Consider the following 20,204-nt stretch of genomic DNA (forward strand, 5'->3'; position numbering starts at 1 on the left):
GGCGCTTTAACACGCCACTAACGTACCTTGGAGAGAGACATGAATTTTCGTAACCCCGCCGTGCGGCTGGGCATGCTGCCTGCCGGCATTGCGCTGGCGCTGAGCCCGAGCTTTGCCTCGGCGCAGGAAGCCGCAGCAGGCACCACCGACCTGGACCGCATCTCGGTTACCGGCTCGCGCATCCGCGCAGCCAACGTCGAAACGCAGCAGCCGGTGCTGACCCTGAGCCGCGAAAGCCTGGAAAAGCAGGGCTTCTCCTCGGTCGCCGAAGTGCTGAACAACCTGACCTCGGCCGGCTCGCCAGCCATCTCGCGTTCGGACACCTTGTCTTCGGGCGAGAACGTCGGCGGCTACTACGTCGATATCCGTAACCTGGGCGCCGAGCGCACCCTGGTGCTGATGAACGGCAAGCGCCTGGGTGCCAGCACCTCGGGTCTGCAGGATCTGAGCCAGATTCCGATCGGCGCCGTGGAGCGCATCGAAGTCCTGAAGGATGGCGCTTCGGCCATCTACGGTTCGGACGCGATTGCCGCCGTGGTCAACGTGATCACCCGCAAGAATGTTGAAGGTGGCGAAGCCACCGCGTACTTCGGCCAGTACGGCGAAGGCGACGGCGACACCAGCCAGTACTCCATGACCCTGGGCTCCACCGGCGAGCGCGGCAGCGTGACCTTGGCGGCTGAGTATTCCAAGGCCGATCCGGTGTGGGCGAAGAACCGCTGGTACAGCCGTGACGGCAACCGTGGTCCGAACTCCACCCCGGCTTCCTGGAGCGCGCTGAGCCAGAACGGCAGCTTCTGCAACCCGCTGGTCTATGACTGCTCGCCGACCTCCACCACCTCGGTGTGGCAGACCCTCAATGCGGGCGGTAACCCTAACAACCCAGCTGACTACCACGTCATCACGCCGAGCGAGTTCGCCAACTCCAACGAGCAGATGACTGTACTGACCGGTGTCGAGCGTAAGTCCGTCTATATCAACGGCACCTACGACTTCACCGATTCGATCAGCCTGAACACCGATTTCCTGTACAACGAGCGCAACACCTTCGCTCAGCTGGCCGGTTATCCGTACCAGTCGCAGGCCTTCGACACCCCGCTGTCGGCTGACAGTGCGTTCAACCCGGTCGGCCAGAACGTCGAGTTCCGTCGCCGGTTGTGGGAAGTGCCGCGCACCACCGACAGCCAGCTGAAGACCACGCGCTTTGCGCCGACCGTCAGCGGCTTCTTCGACTTCGCCGGCAAGACCTTCGATTGGGACGTCGGCGCGCTGTACAACCGCAACGAAACCATCGTCACCAGCCGTGGCGATGCCAGCCTGATCTCCACCGCACAGGCCCTGGGCCCGTCGTACATCAACGGCGCCGGCGTGGCGACCTGTGGTGTTGCCGGCGGCCCGGTGATCGCGGATTGCGTGCCGTGGAACCCGCTGCTGCCGTTCGGCGTGGCGGGTCAGGGTTCGCTGTCTGACCCGGCGCTGCAGGAATACCTGTTCCCGACCTTCACCACCCGTGGTGAGACCAAGACCACCAGCTTCACCGCCAACCTGGCCGGTTCCATCGTGACCCTGCCGGCCGGCGACCTCGGCTTCGCCGTGGGCGTGGAGCACCGCGAGGAAGAAGGCAGCTACGTGCCGGACGCGTTCGCACAGTCGGGTCAGTCGACCGGCCTGGGCCAGAAGCCGACCCGCGGTGAGTACGATCTGGACGAGGTCTACCTCGAACTGAACGTGCCGATCCTGTCGGACATGCCGTTCGCCAAGGAACTGAGCCTGAACCTGGCCAGCCGTTACTCGGACTACAGCAACTTCGGCGACACGGTCAACAGCAAGTTCGGCATCACCTGGCGTCCGCTGGATGAACTGCTGGTCCGTGGTACGTACGCCGAAGGCTTCCGTGCCCCGACCATCAGCGATCTGTACGGCGGCCTGAGCTCCAGCTTCGAAAGCTACACCGATCCGTGCGGCGTCGGCGCTCCGGGCAGCGTTGCAGGCAATGCCGCCTGCCTCGCCGCTGGCGTGCCGGCCAACTACGCGCAGCTCGGCCAGGGCAACCAGCCCTGCCTGACCCTGCCGTGCGCCACCAACGACCAGTTCATCTCCGGCGCCAACCCGGAACTGAACCCGGAAACGTCGAAGAGCACCACCGCCGGCCTGGTCTGGAGCCCGCGTTGGGTGCAGGGCCTGGACGTGTCGCTGGATTGGTACAAGTACGAAATCAGCGACATGATCATCGCTGACAGCGTCGACCGCATCCTGCGTGACTGCTACGTGCTGGGTGATTCCGCACGTTGCGCCAGCGTCGTCCGCGGTCCGGCCGGCAACATCACCGCACTGACCTACGGCACTGCCAACCTCGGCAAGCTGGAAACGCAGGGCTGGGATCTGGGCGTGAAGTACCGTCTGCCGGAGTTCGCGGTCGGCAACTTCGCCATCGACTGGCAGACCAGCTACCTGTCGTCGTACGACGAAGAAGGCCAGAACAGCGCCGGTGACACCATCACCATCGGTCGCGTGGGCGAAGCGGGCCTGTTCCGCGTCCGTTCCAACGCTACCCTGAGCTGGACCAAGGGTGACCTGGGCGTCAACTGGACCGCGCGTTACTACTCGGGCATCCAGGAAGACTGCATCGCGATCGGTTGCACCAACCCGGATCGTTTCCAGAATGGTGAGACCGCGCCGATCCGCAAGACCGGCTCGAACACCTTCCACGACCTGCAGGTGAGCTACAACGCGCCGTGGAATGCCACGATCGCTGTTGGCGCCAACAACGTGTTCGACCACCGCGGTGCGCTGCAGTACACCGCACCGAACAGCAGCTTCGCTTACTACGGCGGCTTCGACGTGGGTCGTTTCATGTACATGAAGTACACCCAGCGCTTCTGATCCATCGAAGCAGTGGTGCATGAATGAGAAGGGCGGGCCGCAAGGCCCGCCCTTTTTTTTTGTTCGTTTGCAGCGGGCTGTCCGCGGATACCTTCCGCCGAGCGTGGCTCGGCGCTACAGGAGCATCGGAAACGGTAGCGCCGACCCATGGTCGGCGAGCGCAGCGGGCTGTCCGCGGTTACACCGCGCCGCGCCCTTGACCCGCTTCAGCCGATCACGCCTCGGCCGTGCTCAACCCCATCAGCGCGTTCGCCTGCTCGCGCCACTCCGGCAGCTTGTGCAGGACGTTGGCGCGCTGCAGATAGTCTTCATCCACCGCTTCACCGTTCACCAGCGCCAGCGCGACATGCACCGCGCCGGTCACCCAGAAGCTGCGTGTGTTGGAGCGCTGCGGCTGCAGGTGGAAACCCACGGCTTCCACGATCGGCATCGGCAGGCCCCACAGGCCCAGCAGGTAGGCACCCGCCTCGGCGTGGCCGGGCCGCGCATCCTCGTCGCCGGCCGGCTCGGTGCGCTCGTTGCGCACACCCGGCAGCAACAGGCCGATGTCGGCCAGCAGCGCAGCGGTGGCACCCAGTTCGGCACTGGAGGTCGGCAGCAGACGCGCGGTGAGTCGCGAGGCCATCAGCGCGCGCTGCTGCAGCGCATTGCGCTCCGACACCGGCAGCGTGGGCGTGGAAAACACTTCGCTGGCCAGCACCAGATCGCGCAGAGTAGCCAAGCCCAGCCGAGTGACGGCGGAGCGCAGGTCGGAAATCGTACGGCCGCTGCTGAAAAACGCCGAATTGGACAACTGCAGGACCTTGGCTGCGATCGCGGGGTCGGCGGCGACCAGCTTGGCGACTTCGGCGGTGTCGGCGTCGTCGTCATGCTCCAGCGCGCGGGTCAGGCTCATGTACAGGTGCGGCGGCGAGGGCAGTTTCTCGATGCGGCCGATGGCATCGCGCAGGCGCGGGCTGTCCAGCAGTTCGCGCAGCTCTTCCAGGCTGCTGAGTGCTTCGAGCAGGACCTCAGGGGCCAGCGGAAGCGGCAGGAAACGATGGGCCACGCCGATCAATCGCGCCGGCGGCGGACGGGTGCCCTGCTGTGCATCGATCAGTGCCACACGGATGGTCTGCGGCCGCAGGGTACGGATCTGCCCCAGCAGCATGGTCGCGTCCATGTCGGGCAGGTATGGGCTGACAATCACCGCATCCAGCGCGGTAGCCGACACCGCGGCCATCGCCGCATGCCCATCGATCACCGCAGTGGTATGCCAGTCTTCCCCAAGATCGGCAATGAATTCGCTCAGCTCAGCCGGCAGGCTGGCTTCGTCCCCAACAAACAGAATGCGCACGACACGTTCCCCTGGCGGACCATGGCAACGGCCATGGTCGATGTGAAGTGTCGCAATTTAACCGATCCTGCGTGACGGGGGATGTGCCACAAGGCCGAAACGTGCGCTGCATCGCTCTGGCGGGGTCCGCCAGAGCGCCTGCAGGCCGTTCGATCAGGCCTTTCCGTCCAGGTAACGCTGGTGGGCTTCGACCAGGATGGCCTTGGCTTCAGCCGCGCCTGCCCAGCCATCGAGCTTGACCCACTTGCCCTTTTCCAGATCCTTGTAATGCTCGAAGAAGTGGCCGATGCGCTCCAGCCAGTGGCTCGACACCTGGGCGATGTCTTCCACGTGGGCGTAGCCGCTGAACACCTTGGAGATCGGCACGGCCAGGATCTTTTCGTCGCTGCCGGCTTCATCGCTCATCTTCAGCACGCCGACCGGACGGCAGCGGACCACCGAGCCGGGGATCAGCGGCAGCGGCAGCACCACCAGCACGTCGGCTGGATCGCCATCGCCACACAGGGTGCTCGGCACATAGCCGTAGTTGCACGGGTAGCGCATCGGGGTGGACAGGATACGGTCAACGAAGATCGCGCCGGTGTCCTTGTCCACTTCGTACTTGACCGGCTCGGAATCCTTCGGGATCTCGATGATGACGTTGATTTCTTCCGGCGGGTTCTTGCCGGGGGATACGAGTTCCAGACCCATTGCTGTGCTCCGATTGCGGGGGGGGCGAAAGAGCTCCATTTTATGCCTTTGCCGCGCCACGTGTCGTGGCAACGTCCGACAGCGCCGGGTGCGCGGCACCCACGGCGCGCAGGGCCCTGCGCCGATCGTGCTTCGGCTCTGCAGGCGGGATGCTGACAGTCACCGCAGAGGGTCTATTTCATGTTTTCGTTCAAAGGCTTGCAGCGGGTGGGCGGGGTGGCGTTGCTGGCCGCCATCGCCCCTTCGCCGCCGATCGTGCCTGCCGCCGGTTCCAGCGTCGCGTTCGTCGACCTCATCGACTACCCGACCCAGGAGGCCAACTGGGACCGCTTCCATTCGCTGGAAGATCGCCTGGCCGGCGCTTTCCATGACGCTTGTGCCGATGGCGGTTGTGTACCGCGCCGTTTCCTCTGGCCGATGCAGTTGCGCTGTTCGGTGCAGACGCCGCAGGCCACGGTGGCCGCCTGCACCTGGGTCATTGCGGGAAGCCATCTGACGGTAAGCGCGACGGGCCACATCGAGCCCGACGTCATCGTCTGGCGGTGCCTGCTGCCGCTGCCGACGTCCATCGCGGTGGAGCAGTTCCATGCTGCATTGGAGGTGCACGACCCGCTGTCGGTACGCCTGCCAGGGGCATCCGCCACGTTGCGGCAGGGCGTGCAGGAATGTCTGGCGGCACGGGGGAGCCGCACATGACGCCCCTGCTGATGCTGGTCATCGCCGCGATGTCGCCGTCACCGGCGTATGTGGACGCGCGCGATTATCCTCTGCCTGGCCAGGGCGCCGCGGCCTTTGCGGGCATGGAGCACGCCCTGGTGCGCGGGTTCGATGACATCTGTGGCGACACGTTCTGCGAAGGCGACTACAACAACCTGCGCGCGCTGCAACTGCGCTGTGCAGTCACCGCCCGGAGCGGCATCGTAGCGGAGTGCGCGTGGAGCTTCGCGGGCAGCCATGCCACCGTTACCGGCAACGATCCGCTGCCGGTGGTGGAGGCCAGAACGTGGATCTGTGGTGTGCCGCTTGCACCGGAAACGCCGTTGCCGGTGCTGCTCAGCACGCTCAGCGGACGCGATGCGCTGGACACGCGACTGCCCGGTCGCGATATCAGCGCCTACGACGCGTTGACGGATTGCCTGTGATCGCCAGCGGCGTTCAGTTCCCGGATGACGCCTTGTCTGCATCGGAATGCAGCGCTTCGTTCAATTCATCCACGACGATCGCCCATGCCGCATCGGACTTCAGCGACTCGGACAGAAACTGACGCTGGCTCTCGCTCCAGATCGATGCCTGGGTGACTTTCACGTCCGAGGGCAGCTGATTGCCGACGATGAACGCCGCAATGGCTTCTTCGCTTTCATCCAGTCCAAGCTGCAGGAACAGGTTGGTCATGTTCGGTTCGGTGGTGATCATCGTGGCGTGAGTCCCATTTTCAGTATCGACCCGCATTATGCCGGGCGGCCGCGACGCTGTGATGTGACGGATGTGCGCAGTGCCGGGCGGCGGACAGCCATCCGTCGCCCGGCATCTGACGGGGTTACAGCAGCGGAACCAGCAGCAACGCCACGATGTTGATGATCTTGATCAGCGGATTGATCGCCGGGCCCGCGGTGTCCTTGTACGGGTCACCGACGGTGTCGCCGGTCACCGCTGCCTTGTGTGCCTCGCTGCCCTTGCCGCCGAAGTGACCGTCTTCGATGTACTTCTTGGCGTTGTCCCAGGCACCGCCCCCGGTGGTCATCGAAATGGCGACGAACAGGCCGGTGACGATGGTGCCGATCAGCAGCCCGCCCAGCGCACGCGGCCCCAGCAGCAGGCCGACGACCACCGGCACCACCACGGGCAGCAACGACGGCAGGATCATCTCGCGGATCGCCGAGCGGGTCAGCAGGTCCACCGCACGGTCGTACTGGGGCTTGCCGGTGCCCTGCATGATGCCGGGGATTTCGCGGAACTGGCGACGCACTTCCTCCACCACGGCGCCCGCTGCGCGTCCCACGGCTTCCATCGCCATCGCGCCGAACAGGTAGGGAATCAGCCCGCCGATCAACAGGCCGATGATCACCGTGTGGTCGGACAGATCGAAACGGAATTCCTGGCCGGGATTCGCCGCCTGCAGGTTGTGGGTGTAATCGGCGAACAGCACCAGCGCCGCCAGTGCGGCAGAGCCGATCGCATAGCCCTTGGTGACCGCCTTGGTGGTATTGCCCACGGCATCCAGCGGATCGGTGATGGCGCGGATCTCGGGCGGGAGTTCGGCCATCTCGGCAATGCCGCCCGCGTTGTCGGTGATCGGTCCGTAGGCATCCAGTGCCACGATCATGCCCGCCATCGACAGCATCGCCGTGGCCGCGATGGCGATGCCGTACAGCCCACCCAGCGCATGCGCGCCCCAGATCGCGGCGCATACCGCGATCACCGGCAAGGCGGTCGACTTCATCGAAATCCCCAGGCCGGCGATGATGTTGGTGCCGTGCCCGGTGGTCGATGCCTGCGCAACATGCTGCACCGGCTTGTACTGGGTGCCGGTGTAGTACTCGGTGATCCAGACGATCAGACCTGTCAGCACCAGGCCGATCAGCGCGCACCCGTACAACGCGTAGGGTCCATGCACGTTGTCACCCATCAACGCGGTCGTGACCGGATAGAACGCGATGGCCGCCAGCACCGCCGACACGATCACGCCTTTGTACAGCGCGCCCATGATCGAGCCGCCGTCCTTCACCTTGACGAACATCGCGCCGACGATCGATGCGAGGATCGATACCGCGCCCAGCACGAGCGGGTACAACACGGCATTGCGGCCGGCTTCGCTGATCATCAGGCTGCCCAGCAGCATCGTCGCGATCACCGTCACGGCATAGGTCTCGAACAGGTCGGCCGCCATGCCCGCGCAGTCGCCGACGTTGTCGCCGACGTTGTCAGCGATCACCGCCGGGTTGCGCGGATCGTCTTCGGGGATGCCCGCTTCCACCTTGCCCACCAGGTCAGCACCGACATCGGCCCCCTTGGTGAAGATGCCGCCGCCGAGGCGGGCGAAGATCGATATCAACGACGAGCCGAACGCCAGGCCCACCAGTGCATGCAGGGCCTGGGCGACATCCAGCCCCAGGCGCAGCAGCAGTGCGTAGTAGCCGGCCACGCCGAGCAGGCCCAGCCCGACCACCAGCATGCCGGTGATGGCACCGCCGCGGAACGCGACATCCATCGCGGCGCTGATCCCGTGGCGCGCCGCTTCGGCGGTACGCACATTGGCGCGGACCGACACGTTCATGCCGATGTAACCCGCTGCACCGGAGAGCACCGCGCCAAGGGCGAAGCCGATTGCCGTGTACCAGCTCAGAAAGAAGCCGACGAGGACGAACAGCACGGCACCGACGATGCCGATGGTCAGGTATTGGCGATTGAGGTAAGCGCGCGCGCCTTCCTGGATGGCTTCGGCGATCTCGGCCATGCGCGCGTTGCCGCTGGGCTGGCGCAGGATCCAGCGCGCCGAAATGATGCCGTAAAGAATGGCGATGACGGCGCAGACCAGCGCCAATGACAGTCCATGACGTTCGAGCATGACCCCTCCGAGGTGGATGATAGGCATCCAGCGGTGGTGAACTTCACCACGAGGGGGACGACGGGCTGCAACGTTGGAACCGACCCGTGCCGACCTTGGCGGTCGTCCGACGTATGGCGGTGTTCAGCATTCCCTGGTGGCCGCAGTATGCGGGCCGCCGTGCGGGGGCGCCAGCGTCTTTGCGCGCGGTTAAGCCGGAGGCTGCGACTGTTCGGCCATTCCTGCCGTGGAGAACGCCAATGCGCCTGCCTTTGTTGATGATGTCCCTGTTGTTGCCGTCACTGCCGGTACTGGCCGCTGAAACGCCCGAGCTGCAGCGTGCGGTGGGTGCGGCGCAGGCGGTGGGTGCGGTGCATACACTGCGGCAGATCCCCGAGGCCTGTGCACGGCTGGAAGGCACCTTCACCGGTGACGCGGCGCAGCCCTATCGATTCGCCCCGGTGCGTACCAGTGAGCAGTGCCAGCCACGTGCCCGGTTCGTGGACTACGCCAAGGCGCAGCCCACCAGCGACAAGGGCTGGAAGCTGAATGACGTGATCCGTGTGCCGGCGGCGGCCTGTCCTTCGCAGCAGGCGGTGGTGCGCGTGTGGCGCCTGCCGGTGACGCCGACTGCAGAGCGCGACGGCCAGGGCCAGTCGCGCATCTATCTGGAAGACGCGAAGAAGCTGGCCGCAAGCGGCAAGGTGCCGCCGGTGACGATGTTCGCCGCGCAGCTGAGCATGGAAGGCAAGGCCTGCAACTGATGCACGGGTAGCGCCGCGCCATGCTCGGCGGCGACGCCCCGCATGCTTACCCGGCGAACGCGTCCAGTTTCTTCTTCACCGCGAGGTTCTTCAGGGTGACGTACTTCGGCAGTCCATCCGGGCCGTAGGGAAGCGGCGCTTCGCCCTTGATCAGCGGTTGCAGGTACGCGCGTGCTTTTTCGGTGATGCCGAAGCCATCACGACGGATGAAGCCGGCCGGCATTTTCTTTTCATGGTTGGCGATCTTCGCCAGCGGCGCGGCTTCGATTTTCCAGCGGTACGGCTTGTCGCTGGTGCGTACGATCACCGGCATCACCCCGTTCTGGCCTGAAAGCGCCAAGCGCACGGCCGCCTTGCCTACGGCCTGGGCCTGGTCCCAGTCGGTCTTCGAAGCGAGATGACGGGCCGAGCGCTGCAGGTAGTCAGGCAGGGTCCAGTGCACTTTGTAACCGAGTCCGGTCTTGACGCGTGCGGCCAGGTGCGCCGCCACCCCGCCCAACTGCGTGTGGCCGAACGAATCCTTGCCGCCGCCGGCATCGGCAACGAAGGTGCCGTCTGCCGTGGCGATGCCTTCGGATGCGACCACGACGCAGTAGCCGACGCGTTTGACCACGGCATCGACCTTGGCCAGGAACGCCTTCTCGTCATACGCGCGCTCGGGCAGCAGGATCAGGTGCGGCGCGTCGTCTTCACCCGTGCCCGCCAGCCCGGCGGAGGCGGCAAGCCAGCCCGCGTGGCGGCCCATCGCTTCGTAGATGAAGACACGCGTGGACGTCTCGGCCATCGCCGCCACATCCAGTGCGGCCTCGCGCACCGAGACCGCGGTGTACTTGGCGGCCGAGCCGAAGCCCGGGCAGGTATCGGTGACTGCCAGGTCGTTGTCGATCGTCTTGGGCACGCCCACGCAGGTCAGTTCGATGCCGCGCGAACGGGCAAGCTCCGACACTTTCAGCGCGGTATCGGCCGAGTCGTTGCCCCCGTTGTAGAGGAACCAGCGCACGTCGTGGGCCTGCAGGACCTGCAGCAGGCGGTCGTAGCGGTCGCCATCATCCTGCAGTGACTTCAACTTGTAGCGGCACGACCCGAAGGCGCCGCCGGGGGTGTGGGCGAGGGCGCGGATGGCGGCAATCGACTCGCGCGACGTATCGATCAAGTCCTCCCGCAGCGCGCCGAGGATGCCGTTGCGGGCAGCGAGCACCTTGATGCCGCGGGCGCGCGCTTCCTGGATGACGGCCGATGCGGTGGCATTGATGACGGCAGTAACGCCGCCGGACTGGGCGTACAGCAGAGTGCCTTGGCGCATGGAAACTCCATATCGGGGGAGGGACATTGCAGGGACATTACCCGGATGCGGTAAAGTGCGGGTATTGCAGTGCAGCGATACCGGCCCGTCCGGTCCTCGCACTTTCATGAATTTCAACACGTTGGAGTCAGCTCGATGCGATTGGTATTGTTGGGGCCGCCCGGTTCGGGCAAGGGTACGCAGGCCACCCGCCTGAAGGAAAAGCTCGGCATCGCCCACATCTCCACCGGCGATCTGCTGCGCGCTGAAGTCGCTGCCGGCACCGATCTGGGCAAGCAGGCCAAGGCAGTGATGGATGCAGGCAACCTGGTGTCCGACGACATCCTGCTGGGCATGCTGCGTTCGCGACTGGGGCAGGACGACGTGGCCAAGGGCTTCATCCTGGATGGCTATCCGCGCAACGTGGCGCAGGCGCAGGCCCTTGACGGGGTGCTGGCCGACATCAAGCAGCCGCTGGACGCGGTGGTGCAACTGGACGTGGACGCTGATCAGCTGATCGAGCGCCTCGCCGGGCGTGCCAAGGAGCAGGGCCGCGCCGATGACAATCCGGATTCGGTACGCCAGCGCCTGCAGGTCTACACAGAGCAGACCGCGCCGGTGGTGGATTTCTATGCGGCACGCGGCACGCTGTCGCGGCTGAACGGCATCGGCGAACTGGATGAAGTGGAAGCACGCATCCACGCTGCGCTGCCAAAGGCCTGACGCACGAGGGCAGGGCCAACGGCAGAGCCGCCGGTAGAGCCGACTTCAGTCGGCTGCCGTGCGGTGGAGCAGCCGACTGAAGTCGGCTCTACCGGCGGATCGATCGATGGCAGATCGACCGCCCGCGGAGCGACCACCAGCAGATCGCCCGTCAGCAGATCGACCTTCAGCGTTTCCGTCGTTCATGCCGCGCCCGATCCAAAAAACACAGGCCTGGTCCGCTCGGACCAGGCCTGTGTCGTTTGAGGTGCCAGCAGGTGGGCTTGCTCAGGGCCCCGCAGCGTGAGCTCCCATGGGGATGGTCACTTGGGGAGTAGGACCGGTTGGGAACTGCGGCTGGCGAGATGAATTGTGTCCGTGTTCATACTTTGCCGCTATCGGGAATTCCCTGACATGTGCTTGGCTTTTCCTCACCGAAAGGTCAGATTTTTCTTACCCATGACCGCCTGACCCCCTGCACGCCGCCCCAGATGATCGGTGACAATGTGATGCATGAGCAACCTACATATCCTCGGAATTGCCGGTACCTTCATGGGCGGCGTGGCGGCGCTGGCGCGGGAACTCGGCCACGCAGTGAGTGGTAGCGACCAGGCGATCTATCCGCCCATGTCCACGCAGCTGGAAACGCTGGGCATCCAGCTGGACCAAGGTTATCGCGCCGACAGCGTGCCGCCGCGCACCGATGAGGTGGTGGTGGGCAATGCGCTTTCGCGCGGCAACCCGGCTGTCGAGGCGGTACTCGATGCGGGACAGCGCTATATCTCCGGCGCGCAGTGGCTCAGCGAACAGGTGCTGCCCGGGCGCGATACGCTGGCGGTCGCCGGTACGCACGGCAAGACCACCACTTCCACCATCCTGACCTGGCTGCTGGAATCGGCGGGCCGTTCGCCGGGTTTCCTGATCGGCGGGGTGGCTGAAGACTTCGGGGTGTCGGCCCGCGTTGGTCAGGGCCGCGAGTTCGTGGTCGAAGCTGACGAGTACGACACGGCGTTCTTCGACAAACGCAGCAAGTTCGTGCACTACCGCCCGCTGGTCGCCGTGCTCAACAACCTCGAGTACGACCATGCCGACATCTTCCCGGACGTGGCCGCGATCCAGCGGCAGTTCCACCATCTGGTACGCACGGTGCCGGCGCGTGGCCGCCTGATCGTCAACGGTGAAGACGCCCACCTGGCAGAAGTCCTCGCGATGGGCTGCTGGACCCCGGTGGAGCGCTTTGGCTTCGATCCGGCACTGGAGTGGCACGCCGAGCTGATCCGCGCCGATGGCAGTGCATTCACCGTGCATCATCATGGCGAACGCGTCGGCGAGGTGCACTGGCCGCTGCTGGGGCGGCACAACGTGTTGAATGGATTGGCTGCCCTGGCTGCCGCCCATGCCGTCGGCGTTGAGCTGGCGACGGTGCTGCCGGCGCTGTCGGGCTTCCGCAGTGTGAAGCGCCGGTTGGAGGTCATCGGACAGGCCAGCGGTATCACCGTGTACGACGACTTCGCCCATCACCCGACGGCGATCGCGACCACGCTTGAGGGTCTGCGCGCGAAGGTAGGCGATGCACGGATCGTCGTGGCGATGGAGCCGCGCAGCAATTCGATGCGGCTGGGCGCGCACGCGGATGCACTGGCACCGTCGCTGGCGCTGGCAGATGAAGTGGTGTTCCTGCACCGGCCGGAGCTGGCCTGGGATGCGGCAAGCGTGGTGAAAGCGGTGCGCGGCAAGGCGCATGCCGTGGTTGACACCGATGCCCTGCTCGCACGTCTGCAGGCAGCGTCCCGGAGCGGCGACCATGTGGTGTTCATGTCCAACGGCGGCTTTGACGCCGCGCCGCGTCGTTTCCTTGCGCAGTTGCAGGCACGATGAGCGGGCGCGTTGCACTACCGCTGTTCCCGCTGCACGCGGTGTTGCTGCCGGGCGCGAGCATCGGCCTGCGGGTGTTCGAGCGACGCTACCTCGACATGCTGCGTGACTGCAGCCGCGAAGGCAGCAGTTTTGGTTCGTGCCTCATCCTGCAGGGCGAGGAAGTGGGTGCAGCGGCGCTGCCTGCCGCGTTCGGCGTGGAAGCGCGCGTCGAGGATTTCGACATGGGCCGCGACGGCGTACTGCAGCTGCGACTGCGCGGCGCCCGGCGTTTCCATGTGGAGCAGACACGCGTGCGTGACAACGGTCTGGTGGTCGGTGAGGTCCGCTGGTGCCCTGCAGATGACGATGACGAACTGAGGCCGGAGCACGCGCTGTTGTCCACGCTGCTGCAGCACATCATCGAGCAGGCCGGCAGCGACTACGCGCCGACCTCGCCGGCGCAGCTGGACCAGGCCGCGTGGGTCGGCTGGCGGCTGGCGCAGCTGTTGCCGCTGGAAGAACCCCAGCGATTGCAGCTGCTGCAGCTGGACGACGTGCACGAGCGACTGGACCGGATGCTCGGCTGGTTGCCTTGATCCATCCGGTGCGCCGCGCCGGGCACGGCCCCCAGCTGATGCAATCAGCGAAGACCCGGTAACGCCGAGCCATGCCCGGCGTCTGCCCTGCGGACGCTGTCAGCTCATTCGCTGCGCAGGCGCAGCACGGGCAGGCCGCTCTCCGGATGCACGTCTTCCTGCATCGGCATGCCGTCGACTGACGTCTTGACCGCCGCCAGCGCGGGGTCCACGCCCCGCAGCGGATGCCACATGCCGATCCATTCGAAGTGACGGGTGAAACGCAGGGTCTGCGCGCTGCCCAGCCACAACGGCACATTGCCCGGCTGCAACACCTTCGCGGCAGGCCACAGGCGCAGTACGTGGCGTTCGTCGGCACGCTCGCCGTCGCGCACCATCAGCAGGCTCTCCACCTGCGTGTCGAGCGTGGCCGGCAGCACCGGCAGCTGGTCCGGACCGGTGTCCTGGTCCAGCATCAGCAGCGCTTCTTCCCAGCCAGCCTGGGCCTGCACCTTCCAGCCCTGCGCTTCCAGGCGGGCCTGCAGCGGCCCGAGCGGGCCGGCTACCTGCACGTCCAGCGGCCAGCGCTGGTCATCATCGAACTCGTTGCGGCGCGACGGCAGCGCCTTCCAGTCGTGCTGCCACCACTGCGTGTACGGCAAGGCGACCGGTGCCGCCTGATGCGGTTCGAACCGCTGCAGCTTGACCGGGATGTTGCGTGGCGCGTACCAGCAGGCGGCGATGGTGAAGACACCATAGAACAGCCATGCGGCCGGTTTGACCCAGAACGAGCGGTTGAAGCGGCGACGGTAGGCGATGCCGAGCACCAGCAGCCAGAACATGCCGAACAGCATTCCGCCGATGACATCGCTCAGCCAGTGGGCGCCCAGGTAGATGCGCGCGAAGCCGATCAGGCTGACCACGAAACCGGACACCAGGTACGGCCATACCCGCGTGCGGCCGGGCAGCTCACGGGCAATCAACACCGCGAAGAAACCGAAGGTGATGGTGGCCATGGTGACCGACACCGACGGGAAGCCGAAGCCGCTGCTGGCATCCGGCGGGCGTACGACATCCACGGTGGCGCCCAGCAGCAGGGTCAGCGCCAGGCCGAAGGCCAGGGCGGCCAGCCAGTGCGCGGCGGCCATCCAGCGCCGCCGCCAGAGCAGATAGCCCATGCCGGCGGCAGTGGCCGGCAGCAGCACCTGCCATGCACCCAACGAGGCCAAGGCGGCCATCGGGTAGTCGGCCAATGGATTGCGCAGCGCCAGCATGGCCTGGTGCACGGCCAGATCGATACGCAGCGGCTCACCATGGGCGACCACCACCGTCAGCAGCACGAACCAGCCCCAGCCAAGCATCAGCAGCATCAGCGCCAGCATGGCGAGCGGCACGGATTCGCGGCGTTGTGGATCGAACACGGACACGGAGTACCGACCGAGCGTGGGATGGCGCTGCGACCAGGCCAGCAGGCGCGCCAACCAGCTGTCCATGCGCGCGGCCGACCAGCGGTAGCCGTACAGCACGATGGCCCACACCAGCCCCAGGATCACTGCCAGCAGACCCACCACCACGACCAGTCGACCGGCAACCGCCGCGACCGCATCGTAGGCGCCGCCCAGGACCCAGCCCGGCAGCAGGAACAGCACTGCCCAGGAGATGCTGGCGATGCCGCTGGCCTGCAGGTAGCGGTTCACCGGCATCTTCATCATGCCGGCGATGGCCGGCACGAAGGGACGGATGGCACCGACGTAGCGGGCGACGAGGATGCTCTTGAAGGCATTGCGGCGGAACATGGTCTCGCCGCGATCAAGCAGCTGCGGATAGCGGCTGAAGGGGAAGACGCCGCGCAGGCGGTCACCCCAGCGGCGCCCGATCCAGTAACTGATGCCGTCGCCGGCCAGTGCGCCCACTGCCGCGCAGGCCACGGCGTACGGTCCGGAGATCTGGCCCAGGCCGATGAACACACCCACCGCGAACAACAGCGGCAGGGCGGGCACGATCGCACCGAGAATGATGACCGCATCGCAGAAGGCGATGAGGAAGATGGCCGCGCCGGCAAGTACCGGATGGGCGGCAATCCACGCAAGCGTGGCGTCGATCCATGAAGAGTCCATCCGCCCGATTATAGAGGGCCGTGGGTGACTGGGTGCCTGCCCGTGGTCCCCCCAGTGATGAACCGATCTATCAAATAGAATGGGCCATGGCCGATCATCCCCACTCTGCGCAGCATGCGCTCAAGTCCGACAGCTTCGGCCGTATCCTGCTGGTAGAGGAGGGCGGGCGTCGCTTCGTGCGGCGTGACCTGGGTGCCACCCCCTGGTGGCTGCGGGTGCCCGCCTGGTGGCTGGCGCGACGCGAAGCCCGCGCGCTGCAGCACATCGAGGGCATGCACGACGTGCCACGGCTGCTGGCGTGGGATGGGCGGTGGCTGGATCGCAGCTTCATGGCCGGCGATGCGATGTACCAGCGGCCACCACGCGGCGATCTGGCCTGGTTCCGCGCCGCGCGCCGGCTGCTGCAGACGCTGCACCGCCGTGGCGTTGCGCACAACGACCTGGCCAAGGAAGCGAACTGGCTGGTGACGGAAGACGGCCGTCCGGCGCTGATCGACTTCCAGCTGGCGGTGATCGGCGCGCCGCGCTCCCGCTGGATGCGTCTGCTGGCGCGGGAAGACCTGCGTCATCTGCTGAAACACAAACGGATGTACTGCCGTGAGGCGCTGACGCCGGTGGAAAAACGCCTGCTCAAGCGGACGTCGTGGGTACGCGAGGTCTGGTTCGCTACGGGCAAGCCGGTCTATCGCTTCGTTACACGGCGCATCCTGCACTGGGAAGACAACGAAGGGCAGGGGCCAAAGCCCTGAGCGCGCACCCGCGCAGATCACGCCCGTTGGCGGTCACGCCCATCCGCTCATTCCACCAGTGCCTTGCCCACGAAGCGCCGCTGCGCGTCGAAGTCATACCCCACCTTGAGCATCGCCACATCCGCACACGCATGACAGTCGCGTAGCGGCGTCTGGTAGATCAGGCGAACGCCGCCGCCGTCGAGCGGTGCGCTGCCCACGGACTGTGCCGGAGCGAACAGGGTTGCATCCGGATGCGACGCCAGCAGCGAGCGCAATGCGGGGACCGCCGCGAGCTCGCCCGTTGTGGGATCGGCATCGACATCGATCCGCTTGCCGGCTGCATCGACCAGACGCGTGCTCTGGTTGGTGTTGGCGCGGAATGGATACTCGACCGTTGCCACGCCGATGCCCTCGTGCGGATGCCAGGCCGACACATGGCCGAGCTCGCCGCCACTGGAGACCTGCTCGGCGGCGCTGATCGCCGCCGCACTGGCACCGGCGGTGCGCATGGCCTGCAACAGGCAGTCGCGGGTCGCGGCTGCGTCGCCCTGCCGGCAGGCATTGAGATCGCCGTTCCAGACGCTGTGGCTGCTCCATGGAGTCGCTGCGGCCGGCTGGGCGCCGGCTGCCGTGGCGTCCGCAGCGTGGGGAGGCGCGGACGGCGGCGACGGGGGCGTGCGGTCCTGACACGCCGCCAGCAGCAGTACGCAGGCAGGCAGGAGAAGCCGTTGATACCGGATCTGCATGGCACGCTGCCTTTGCACGGGACAGCGGGAGTATCGGCGACCGCGGTTAAGCGCGCGTCGAGGCGGGGCATAATGCCCCATCAGGCTACGGCCGGTTCGCGGGTAAAAGACGATGGCCACGCTGCAGGGCAAGACCCTTTTCATCACCGGTGCGTCGCGCGGCATCGGTCTGGCCATTGCGCTGCGTGCCGCGCGTGACGGTGCCAACGTGGCAATCGCGGCGAAGTCATCGGTGGCCAACCCGAAGCTGCCCGGCACCATCCACAGTGCCGCCGAGGCGGTCACCGCCGCTGGCGGCCAGGCGCTTGCCCTGAAGTGCGATATCCGCGAGGAGGACCAGGTGCGCGCGGCCGTGGCGGCCACCGTGGATACCTTCGGCGGCATCGACATCCTGGTCAACAATGCCAGCGCGATCTGGCTGCGCGGCACCCTGGAGACGCCGATGAAGCGTTTCGACCTGATGCAGCAGGTCAATGCGCGCGGCAGCTTCCTGTGCGCGCAGGCGTGCCTGCCCCATCTGCTGGAAGCGCCCAACCCGCATATCCTCAGCCTGGCGCCGCCGCCGAACCTGGACCCGAAGTGGTGGTCGCCGCACACCGGCTACACCCTCGCCAAAATGGGCATGAGCTTCGTCACCTTGGGGTTGGCTGCGGAGTTCGGTCCGCGGGGCGTGGCGGTCAATGCGTTGTGGCCGCGCAGCGTGATCGCTACCGATGCGATCAACATGATTCCCGGCGTGGACGTGGCCGGCTGCCGCACGCCGCAGATCGTCGCCGATGCCGCACATGCGGTGCTGGTACGTGAGGCCGCGGGGTTCCATGGTCACTTCCTGCTGGACGACGAGGTGCTGGCCGATGCTGGCATCACTGATCTTTCCGGCTATGCGGTGGATCCCGCGCAGCCGTTGCTGCCGGATCTGTTCCTCGACTGACTACACGGGGCGTCGACAACGATTTTTGCTATGGTGCGCGGCTGAAATCGTTTTCAACAAGGATGTTCCGATGCTCCCGACCCTTCGCATTACCGTGCTGGCTGCTGCCGTATCGACGCTGCTGGCTGCCTGCAGCGGTGATGCCGGTACCGCACCTGCCGCGTCCACGGCCGATGTCGCCGCGCCGCAAGCCGATGCAGACCAGGCGCTGACCGCCAAGCTCAATGCCTACATCGCGTGTTTCAACCAGGTGGATGCGCGGGTGCACACCGGCGCAGGGCATTACACGGGCTGGATGGATGACCCGACGAAGGGACCATCCGGCAAGGAGGCCACCGTCTATGCGCCGTATGACATCAGCGACCATGACATGAAGCTCTGCGATGCCCCGCTGTCGGGTGCGATCGCCGCGACACCGGCGTTGCCCGCGCTTGACGCGGCCGCCGGACGCTATCGCGACGCGCTGATGACCCTGCAGCCGCTCAGCCACCAGGTGCACGATTACTACGAGCGGCAGGACCACGAAGACGACCAGTTCGCCAAAGGCAAGCAGCTGCATGACCCGCTGATGCGCGCGCTGTCGTCGTTCGTCGAGGCCAGTGAAGCCTTCAGTGCGGAGCTGGATGCACAGAACGACGCGGCGCAGCGTGCGCAGTTGAAGGTACTCGAGCAGGCGGAGGGGCGTACCCGCGAGTATTACCGTCTGGCGATGATGCTCGACGCCAAGGTGATCGTGGGGCTGCTGCAGGAGGACGCCTTCGATGTCGCGCGCGCCACGGCGCTGCTGGAAGGATTCAACCAACTGTCTGACGAAGCGCACGCCAAGGTGGCTGACGCCGAGCCGGGCAAGCTGGACTGGAACAGCTTCGAAACGGCCGCAGAGAAATTCCGTCGCGAAGGCAAGGCGCGGGTCAAGCGCGTGAGCGAAAAGACCGCCTACACGCAGATGGAGAAGGGATGGCTGGACAGTCCCACGCTGGCGCCGGAAGGGTCTCCCGGTCGGTTGCTGCGCACCTATAACGACCTTGTCTTCCAGAGCAATCGCCAGTAAGTCGGCGCCTGTCGTTCATTTTTCATACCGTAGGGAATACTCCATGACTGCTTCGACCCGCCTGCTGCCGCTTGCTGCAGCCATCGCCTTCGCCACGCTCTTTGCCGGTTGCCAGAAGCACGGCACCGATGCCGCTGCGGTCGACGGCGCCGAGAAGATCAACGCCTACATCGCCTGTTTCAATGGCGTGCAACAGCCCATCCAGGAAAGCTACGAGACCTACGTCAGCTGGATCGCCAATCCGGAAACGGGGCCGACCGGCAAGGAAAGCACCATCCGTGCGCCGGGCACCGTGCTGTCGCACCGTGTCGAGATGTGCGGCGCGCCGATGACCGCCGCACTGGCGCAGACACCGGCCAACCCCCTCCTGGATCCGGTGGCGAAGACCTACCAGGAACGCTTTGCCACGCTCAACGAGCGCATCGAGGACGCGGGGCGCTATTACACCCGTGAGGACTACAAGCGCGACGGCGGCGAAGGGCTGAAGCAGCGCCATGCGCCCTTGATGCAGGCGTACGCGGCCTTCTTCGAAGCCAGCGATGCGATGGACGCAGCGCTGGAGCAGAACGAAGACACGCGCCGCCTGGCGCAGATTGAAGCCATCGAGAAGGAAGAGGGCCGCAACGCCTCGTACTACCACCTGAAAATCATCGGCGATGGCAAGCAGCTGGTGAAGCTGCTCAATGCTGAAACACCGGACGTCGCTGCGGCAACCGCGCAGCTGTCGCGCTACCAGGCCACCCTGGAAGAGGCGCAGAAGGCCAAGGTGGGCCAGGGCGATGCAATGTGGGGCCACATGGAGCGCGCGGCCGACAAGCTGGCCAGCGAAGGCGGCCGTCGGATCGAGCGGCTGAAGTCCGGGCAGCCGTTGAACCGCAGCGAGCAGATGCTGCTGGAAAGCGGCTCGTCGCTGGCACCGGGTGGCACCCCCCAGGCCGTGCTGGCCAGCTACAACGATCTGGTCGACATGAGCAACCGCATGGCGCGTTGATCGC

Annotated in this window: 18 protein-coding genes; 11 read left to right on the forward strand and 7 right to left on the reverse strand. The window is 66.0% G+C overall.

Features of this window, described 5'->3' with window-relative positions; translation table 11 throughout:
* Positions 1-39: 39 nt before the first annotated feature.
* A complete protein-coding gene (locus tag ABRP17_RS12385; protein ID WP_349986315.1) occupies positions 40-2,883 on the forward strand; it encodes a TonB-dependent receptor domain-containing protein in 2,844 nt (947 codons plus the stop codon).
* Positions 2,884-3,097: 214 nt separating this feature from the next.
* Here ABRP17_RS12385 and ABRP17_RS12390 read toward each other — a convergent pair whose 3' ends face one another.
* Together ABRP17_RS12390 and ppa are read right to left on the reverse strand one after the other, a co-directional pair.
* The gene (locus ABRP17_RS12390) at positions 3,098-4,219 is read right to left on the reverse strand and encodes an HDOD domain-containing protein (RefSeq protein ID WP_349986317.1); all 1,122 of its coding nucleotides are present in this window, start codon (positions 4,217-4,219) and stop codon (positions 3,098-3,100) included.
* 153 nt (positions 4,220-4,372) lie between these two features.
* Entirely contained in the window at positions 4,373-4,909 is a 537-nt protein-coding gene (gene ppa / locus ABRP17_RS12395; protein WP_042614993.1) for an inorganic diphosphatase, read from the reverse strand.
* Positions 4,910-5,089: 180 nt separating this feature from the next.
* On the opposite strand from ppa, the gene ABRP17_RS12400 reads away from it, so the two are divergent.
* Positions 5,090-5,605 carry a hypothetical protein gene (locus tag ABRP17_RS12400; protein ID WP_349986318.1) on the forward strand — a complete coding sequence of 172 codons (516 nt, stop codon included), beginning with the start codon at positions 5,090-5,092 and terminating at the stop codon, positions 5,603-5,605.
* Positions 5,602-6,051, forward strand: a complete 450-nt coding sequence (locus ABRP17_RS12405) for a hypothetical protein (RefSeq protein ID WP_349986320.1) — start codon at positions 5,602-5,604, stop codon at positions 6,049-6,051. The genes ABRP17_RS12400 and ABRP17_RS12405 overlap by 4 nt, the downstream gene beginning before the upstream one ends.
* Positions 6,052-6,064: 13 nt before the next feature.
* Here the strand turns inward: ABRP17_RS12405 and ABRP17_RS12410 are convergent, their stop codons facing one another.
* On the reverse strand, positions 6,065-6,322 hold the full coding sequence (locus ABRP17_RS12410) for a DUF2789 domain-containing protein (RefSeq protein ID WP_349986322.1): 258 nt from the start codon (positions 6,320-6,322) through the stop codon (positions 6,065-6,067).
* A gap of 124 nt (positions 6,323-6,446) precedes the next feature.
* Entirely contained in the window at positions 6,447-8,474 is a 2,028-nt protein-coding gene (locus tag ABRP17_RS12415; protein WP_192094047.1) for a sodium-translocating pyrophosphatase, read from the reverse strand.
* Between the two features lie 239 nt (positions 8,475-8,713).
* Here ABRP17_RS12415 and ABRP17_RS12420 point away from each other — a divergent pair, with 239 nt between their 5' ends.
* The gene (locus ABRP17_RS12420) at positions 8,714-9,217 is read left to right on the forward strand and encodes a hypothetical protein (RefSeq protein WP_192081326.1); all 504 of its coding nucleotides are present in this window, start codon (positions 8,714-8,716) and stop codon (positions 9,215-9,217) included.
* A 46-nt stretch (positions 9,218-9,263) separates the two neighbouring features.
* Here the strand turns inward: ABRP17_RS12420 and ABRP17_RS12425 are convergent, their stop codons facing one another.
* A complete protein-coding gene (locus ABRP17_RS12425; RefSeq protein ID WP_349986324.1) occupies positions 9,264-10,520 on the reverse strand; it encodes a 6-phosphofructokinase in 1,257 nt (418 codons plus the stop codon).
* Positions 10,521-10,655: 135 nt separating this feature from the next.
* Here ABRP17_RS12425 and ABRP17_RS12430 point away from each other — a divergent pair, with 135 nt between their 5' ends.
* The 3 genes from ABRP17_RS12430 to ABRP17_RS12440 all read left to right on the forward strand — a co-directional run bounded on the left by ABRP17_RS12430 (position 10,656) and on the right by ABRP17_RS12440 (position 13,654).
* Positions 10,656-11,222 carry an adenylate kinase gene (locus ABRP17_RS12430; protein ID WP_349986325.1) on the forward strand — a complete coding sequence of 189 codons (567 nt, stop codon included), beginning with the start codon at positions 10,656-10,658 and terminating at the stop codon, positions 11,220-11,222.
* A gap of 492 nt (positions 11,223-11,714) precedes the next feature.
* The gene (gene mpl, locus ABRP17_RS12435; protein ID WP_349986327.1) at positions 11,715-13,079 is read left to right on the forward strand and encodes a UDP-N-acetylmuramate:L-alanyl-gamma-D-glutamyl-meso-diaminopimelate ligase; all 1,365 of its coding nucleotides are present in this window, start codon (positions 11,715-11,717) and stop codon (positions 13,077-13,079) included.
* The gene (locus tag ABRP17_RS12440) at positions 13,076-13,654 is read left to right on the forward strand and encodes an LON peptidase substrate-binding domain-containing protein (protein ID WP_188326262.1); all 579 of its coding nucleotides are present in this window, start codon (positions 13,076-13,078) and stop codon (positions 13,652-13,654) included. The genes mpl and ABRP17_RS12440 overlap by 4 nt, the downstream gene beginning before the upstream one ends.
* 104 nt (positions 13,655-13,758) lie before the next feature.
* Here the strand turns inward: ABRP17_RS12440 and ABRP17_RS12445 are convergent, their stop codons facing one another.
* Positions 13,759-15,750 (reverse strand): VTT domain-containing protein, encoded by a 1,992-nt coding sequence (locus tag ABRP17_RS12445; RefSeq protein WP_349986329.1) that lies wholly within the window; start codon positions 15,748-15,750, stop codon positions 13,759-13,761.
* Between the two features lie 86 nt (positions 15,751-15,836).
* Here ABRP17_RS12445 and ABRP17_RS12450 point away from each other — a divergent pair, with 86 nt between their 5' ends.
* Positions 15,837-16,499, forward strand: coding sequence for a serine/threonine-protein kinase (locus ABRP17_RS12450; RefSeq protein WP_188326264.1), 663 nt, complete (start codon positions 15,837-15,839; stop codon positions 16,497-16,499).
* A 47-nt stretch (positions 16,500-16,546) separates the two neighbouring features.
* On the opposite strand, the gene ABRP17_RS12455 is transcribed toward ABRP17_RS12450, so the two are convergent.
* A complete protein-coding gene (locus ABRP17_RS12455; RefSeq protein ID WP_349986330.1) occupies positions 16,547-17,227 on the reverse strand; it encodes a hypothetical protein in 681 nt (226 codons plus the stop codon).
* Positions 17,228-17,339: 112 nt separating this feature from the next.
* On the opposite strand from ABRP17_RS12455, the gene ABRP17_RS12460 reads away from it, so the two are divergent.
* The 3 genes from ABRP17_RS12460 (at position 17,340) to ABRP17_RS12470 (ending at position 20,200) form a co-directional block, all read left to right on the forward strand.
* Positions 17,340-18,158, forward strand: coding sequence for an NAD(P)-dependent oxidoreductase (locus ABRP17_RS12460; protein ID WP_349986331.1), 819 nt, complete (start codon positions 17,340-17,342; stop codon positions 18,156-18,158).
* Positions 18,159-18,228: 70 nt separating this feature from the next.
* Positions 18,229-19,209 carry a YiiG family protein gene (locus ABRP17_RS12465; RefSeq protein WP_349986332.1) on the forward strand — a complete coding sequence of 327 codons (981 nt, stop codon included), beginning with the start codon at positions 18,229-18,231 and terminating at the stop codon, positions 19,207-19,209.
* Positions 19,210-19,252: 43 nt separating this feature from the next.
* The gene (locus ABRP17_RS12470; RefSeq protein ID WP_349986333.1) at positions 19,253-20,200 is read left to right on the forward strand and encodes a YiiG family protein; all 948 of its coding nucleotides are present in this window, start codon (positions 19,253-19,255) and stop codon (positions 20,198-20,200) included.
* Positions 20,201-20,204: the final 4 nt, after the last annotated feature.

The sequence above is a fragment of the Stenotrophomonas sp. WHRI 8082 genome, assembly GCF_040223995.2.
In the GTDB taxonomy this organism is placed as follows: Bacteria; Pseudomonadota; Gammaproteobacteria; order Xanthomonadales; family Xanthomonadaceae; genus Stenotrophomonas.

Coding starts and splice junctions, on each gene's coding strand:
- ABRP17_RS12385 (WP_349986315.1), top strand. CDS start 40: ATGAATTTTCGTAACCCCGCCGTGCGGCTGGGCATGCTGCCTGCCGGC.
- ppa (WP_042614993.1), bottom strand. CDS start 4,909: ATGGGTCTGGAACTCGTATCCCCCGGCAAGAACCCGCCGGAAGAAATC.
- ABRP17_RS12400 (WP_349986318.1), top strand. CDS start 5,090: ATGTTTTCGTTCAAAGGCTTGCAGCGGGTGGGCGGGGTGGCGTTGCTG.
- ABRP17_RS12405 (WP_349986320.1), top strand. CDS start 5,602: ATGACGCCCCTGCTGATGCTGGTCATCGCCGCGATGTCGCCGTCACCG.
- ABRP17_RS12410 (WP_349986322.1), bottom strand. CDS start 6,322: ATGATCACCACCGAACCGAACATGACCAACCTGTTCCTGCAGCTTGGA.
- ABRP17_RS12415 (WP_192094047.1), bottom strand. CDS start 8,474: ATGCTCGAACGTCATGGACTGTCATTGGCGCTGGTCTGCGCCGTCATC.
- ABRP17_RS12420 (WP_192081326.1), top strand. CDS start 8,714: ATGCGCCTGCCTTTGTTGATGATGTCCCTGTTGTTGCCGTCACTGCCG.
- ABRP17_RS12425 (WP_349986324.1), bottom strand. CDS start 10,520: ATGCGCCAAGGCACTCTGCTGTACGCCCAGTCCGGCGGCGTTACTGCC.
- ABRP17_RS12430 (WP_349986325.1), top strand. CDS start 10,656: ATGCGATTGGTATTGTTGGGGCCGCCCGGTTCGGGCAAGGGTACGCAG.
- mpl (WP_349986327.1), top strand. CDS start 11,715: ATGAGCAACCTACATATCCTCGGAATTGCCGGTACCTTCATGGGCGGC.
- ABRP17_RS12440 (WP_188326262.1), top strand. CDS start 13,076: ATGAGCGGGCGCGTTGCACTACCGCTGTTCCCGCTGCACGCGGTGTTG.
- ABRP17_RS12445 (WP_349986329.1), bottom strand. CDS start 15,750: ATGGACTCTTCATGGATCGACGCCACGCTTGCGTGGATTGCCGCCCAT.
- ABRP17_RS12450 (WP_188326264.1), top strand. CDS start 15,837: ATGGCCGATCATCCCCACTCTGCGCAGCATGCGCTCAAGTCCGACAGC.
- ABRP17_RS12455 (WP_349986330.1), bottom strand. CDS start 17,227: ATGCAGATCCGGTATCAACGGCTTCTCCTGCCTGCCTGCGTACTGCTG.
- ABRP17_RS12460 (WP_349986331.1), top strand. CDS start 17,340: ATGGCCACGCTGCAGGGCAAGACCCTTTTCATCACCGGTGCGTCGCGC.
- ABRP17_RS12465 (WP_349986332.1), top strand. CDS start 18,229: ATGCTCCCGACCCTTCGCATTACCGTGCTGGCTGCTGCCGTATCGACG.
- ABRP17_RS12470 (WP_349986333.1), top strand. CDS start 19,253: ATGACTGCTTCGACCCGCCTGCTGCCGCTTGCTGCAGCCATCGCCTTC.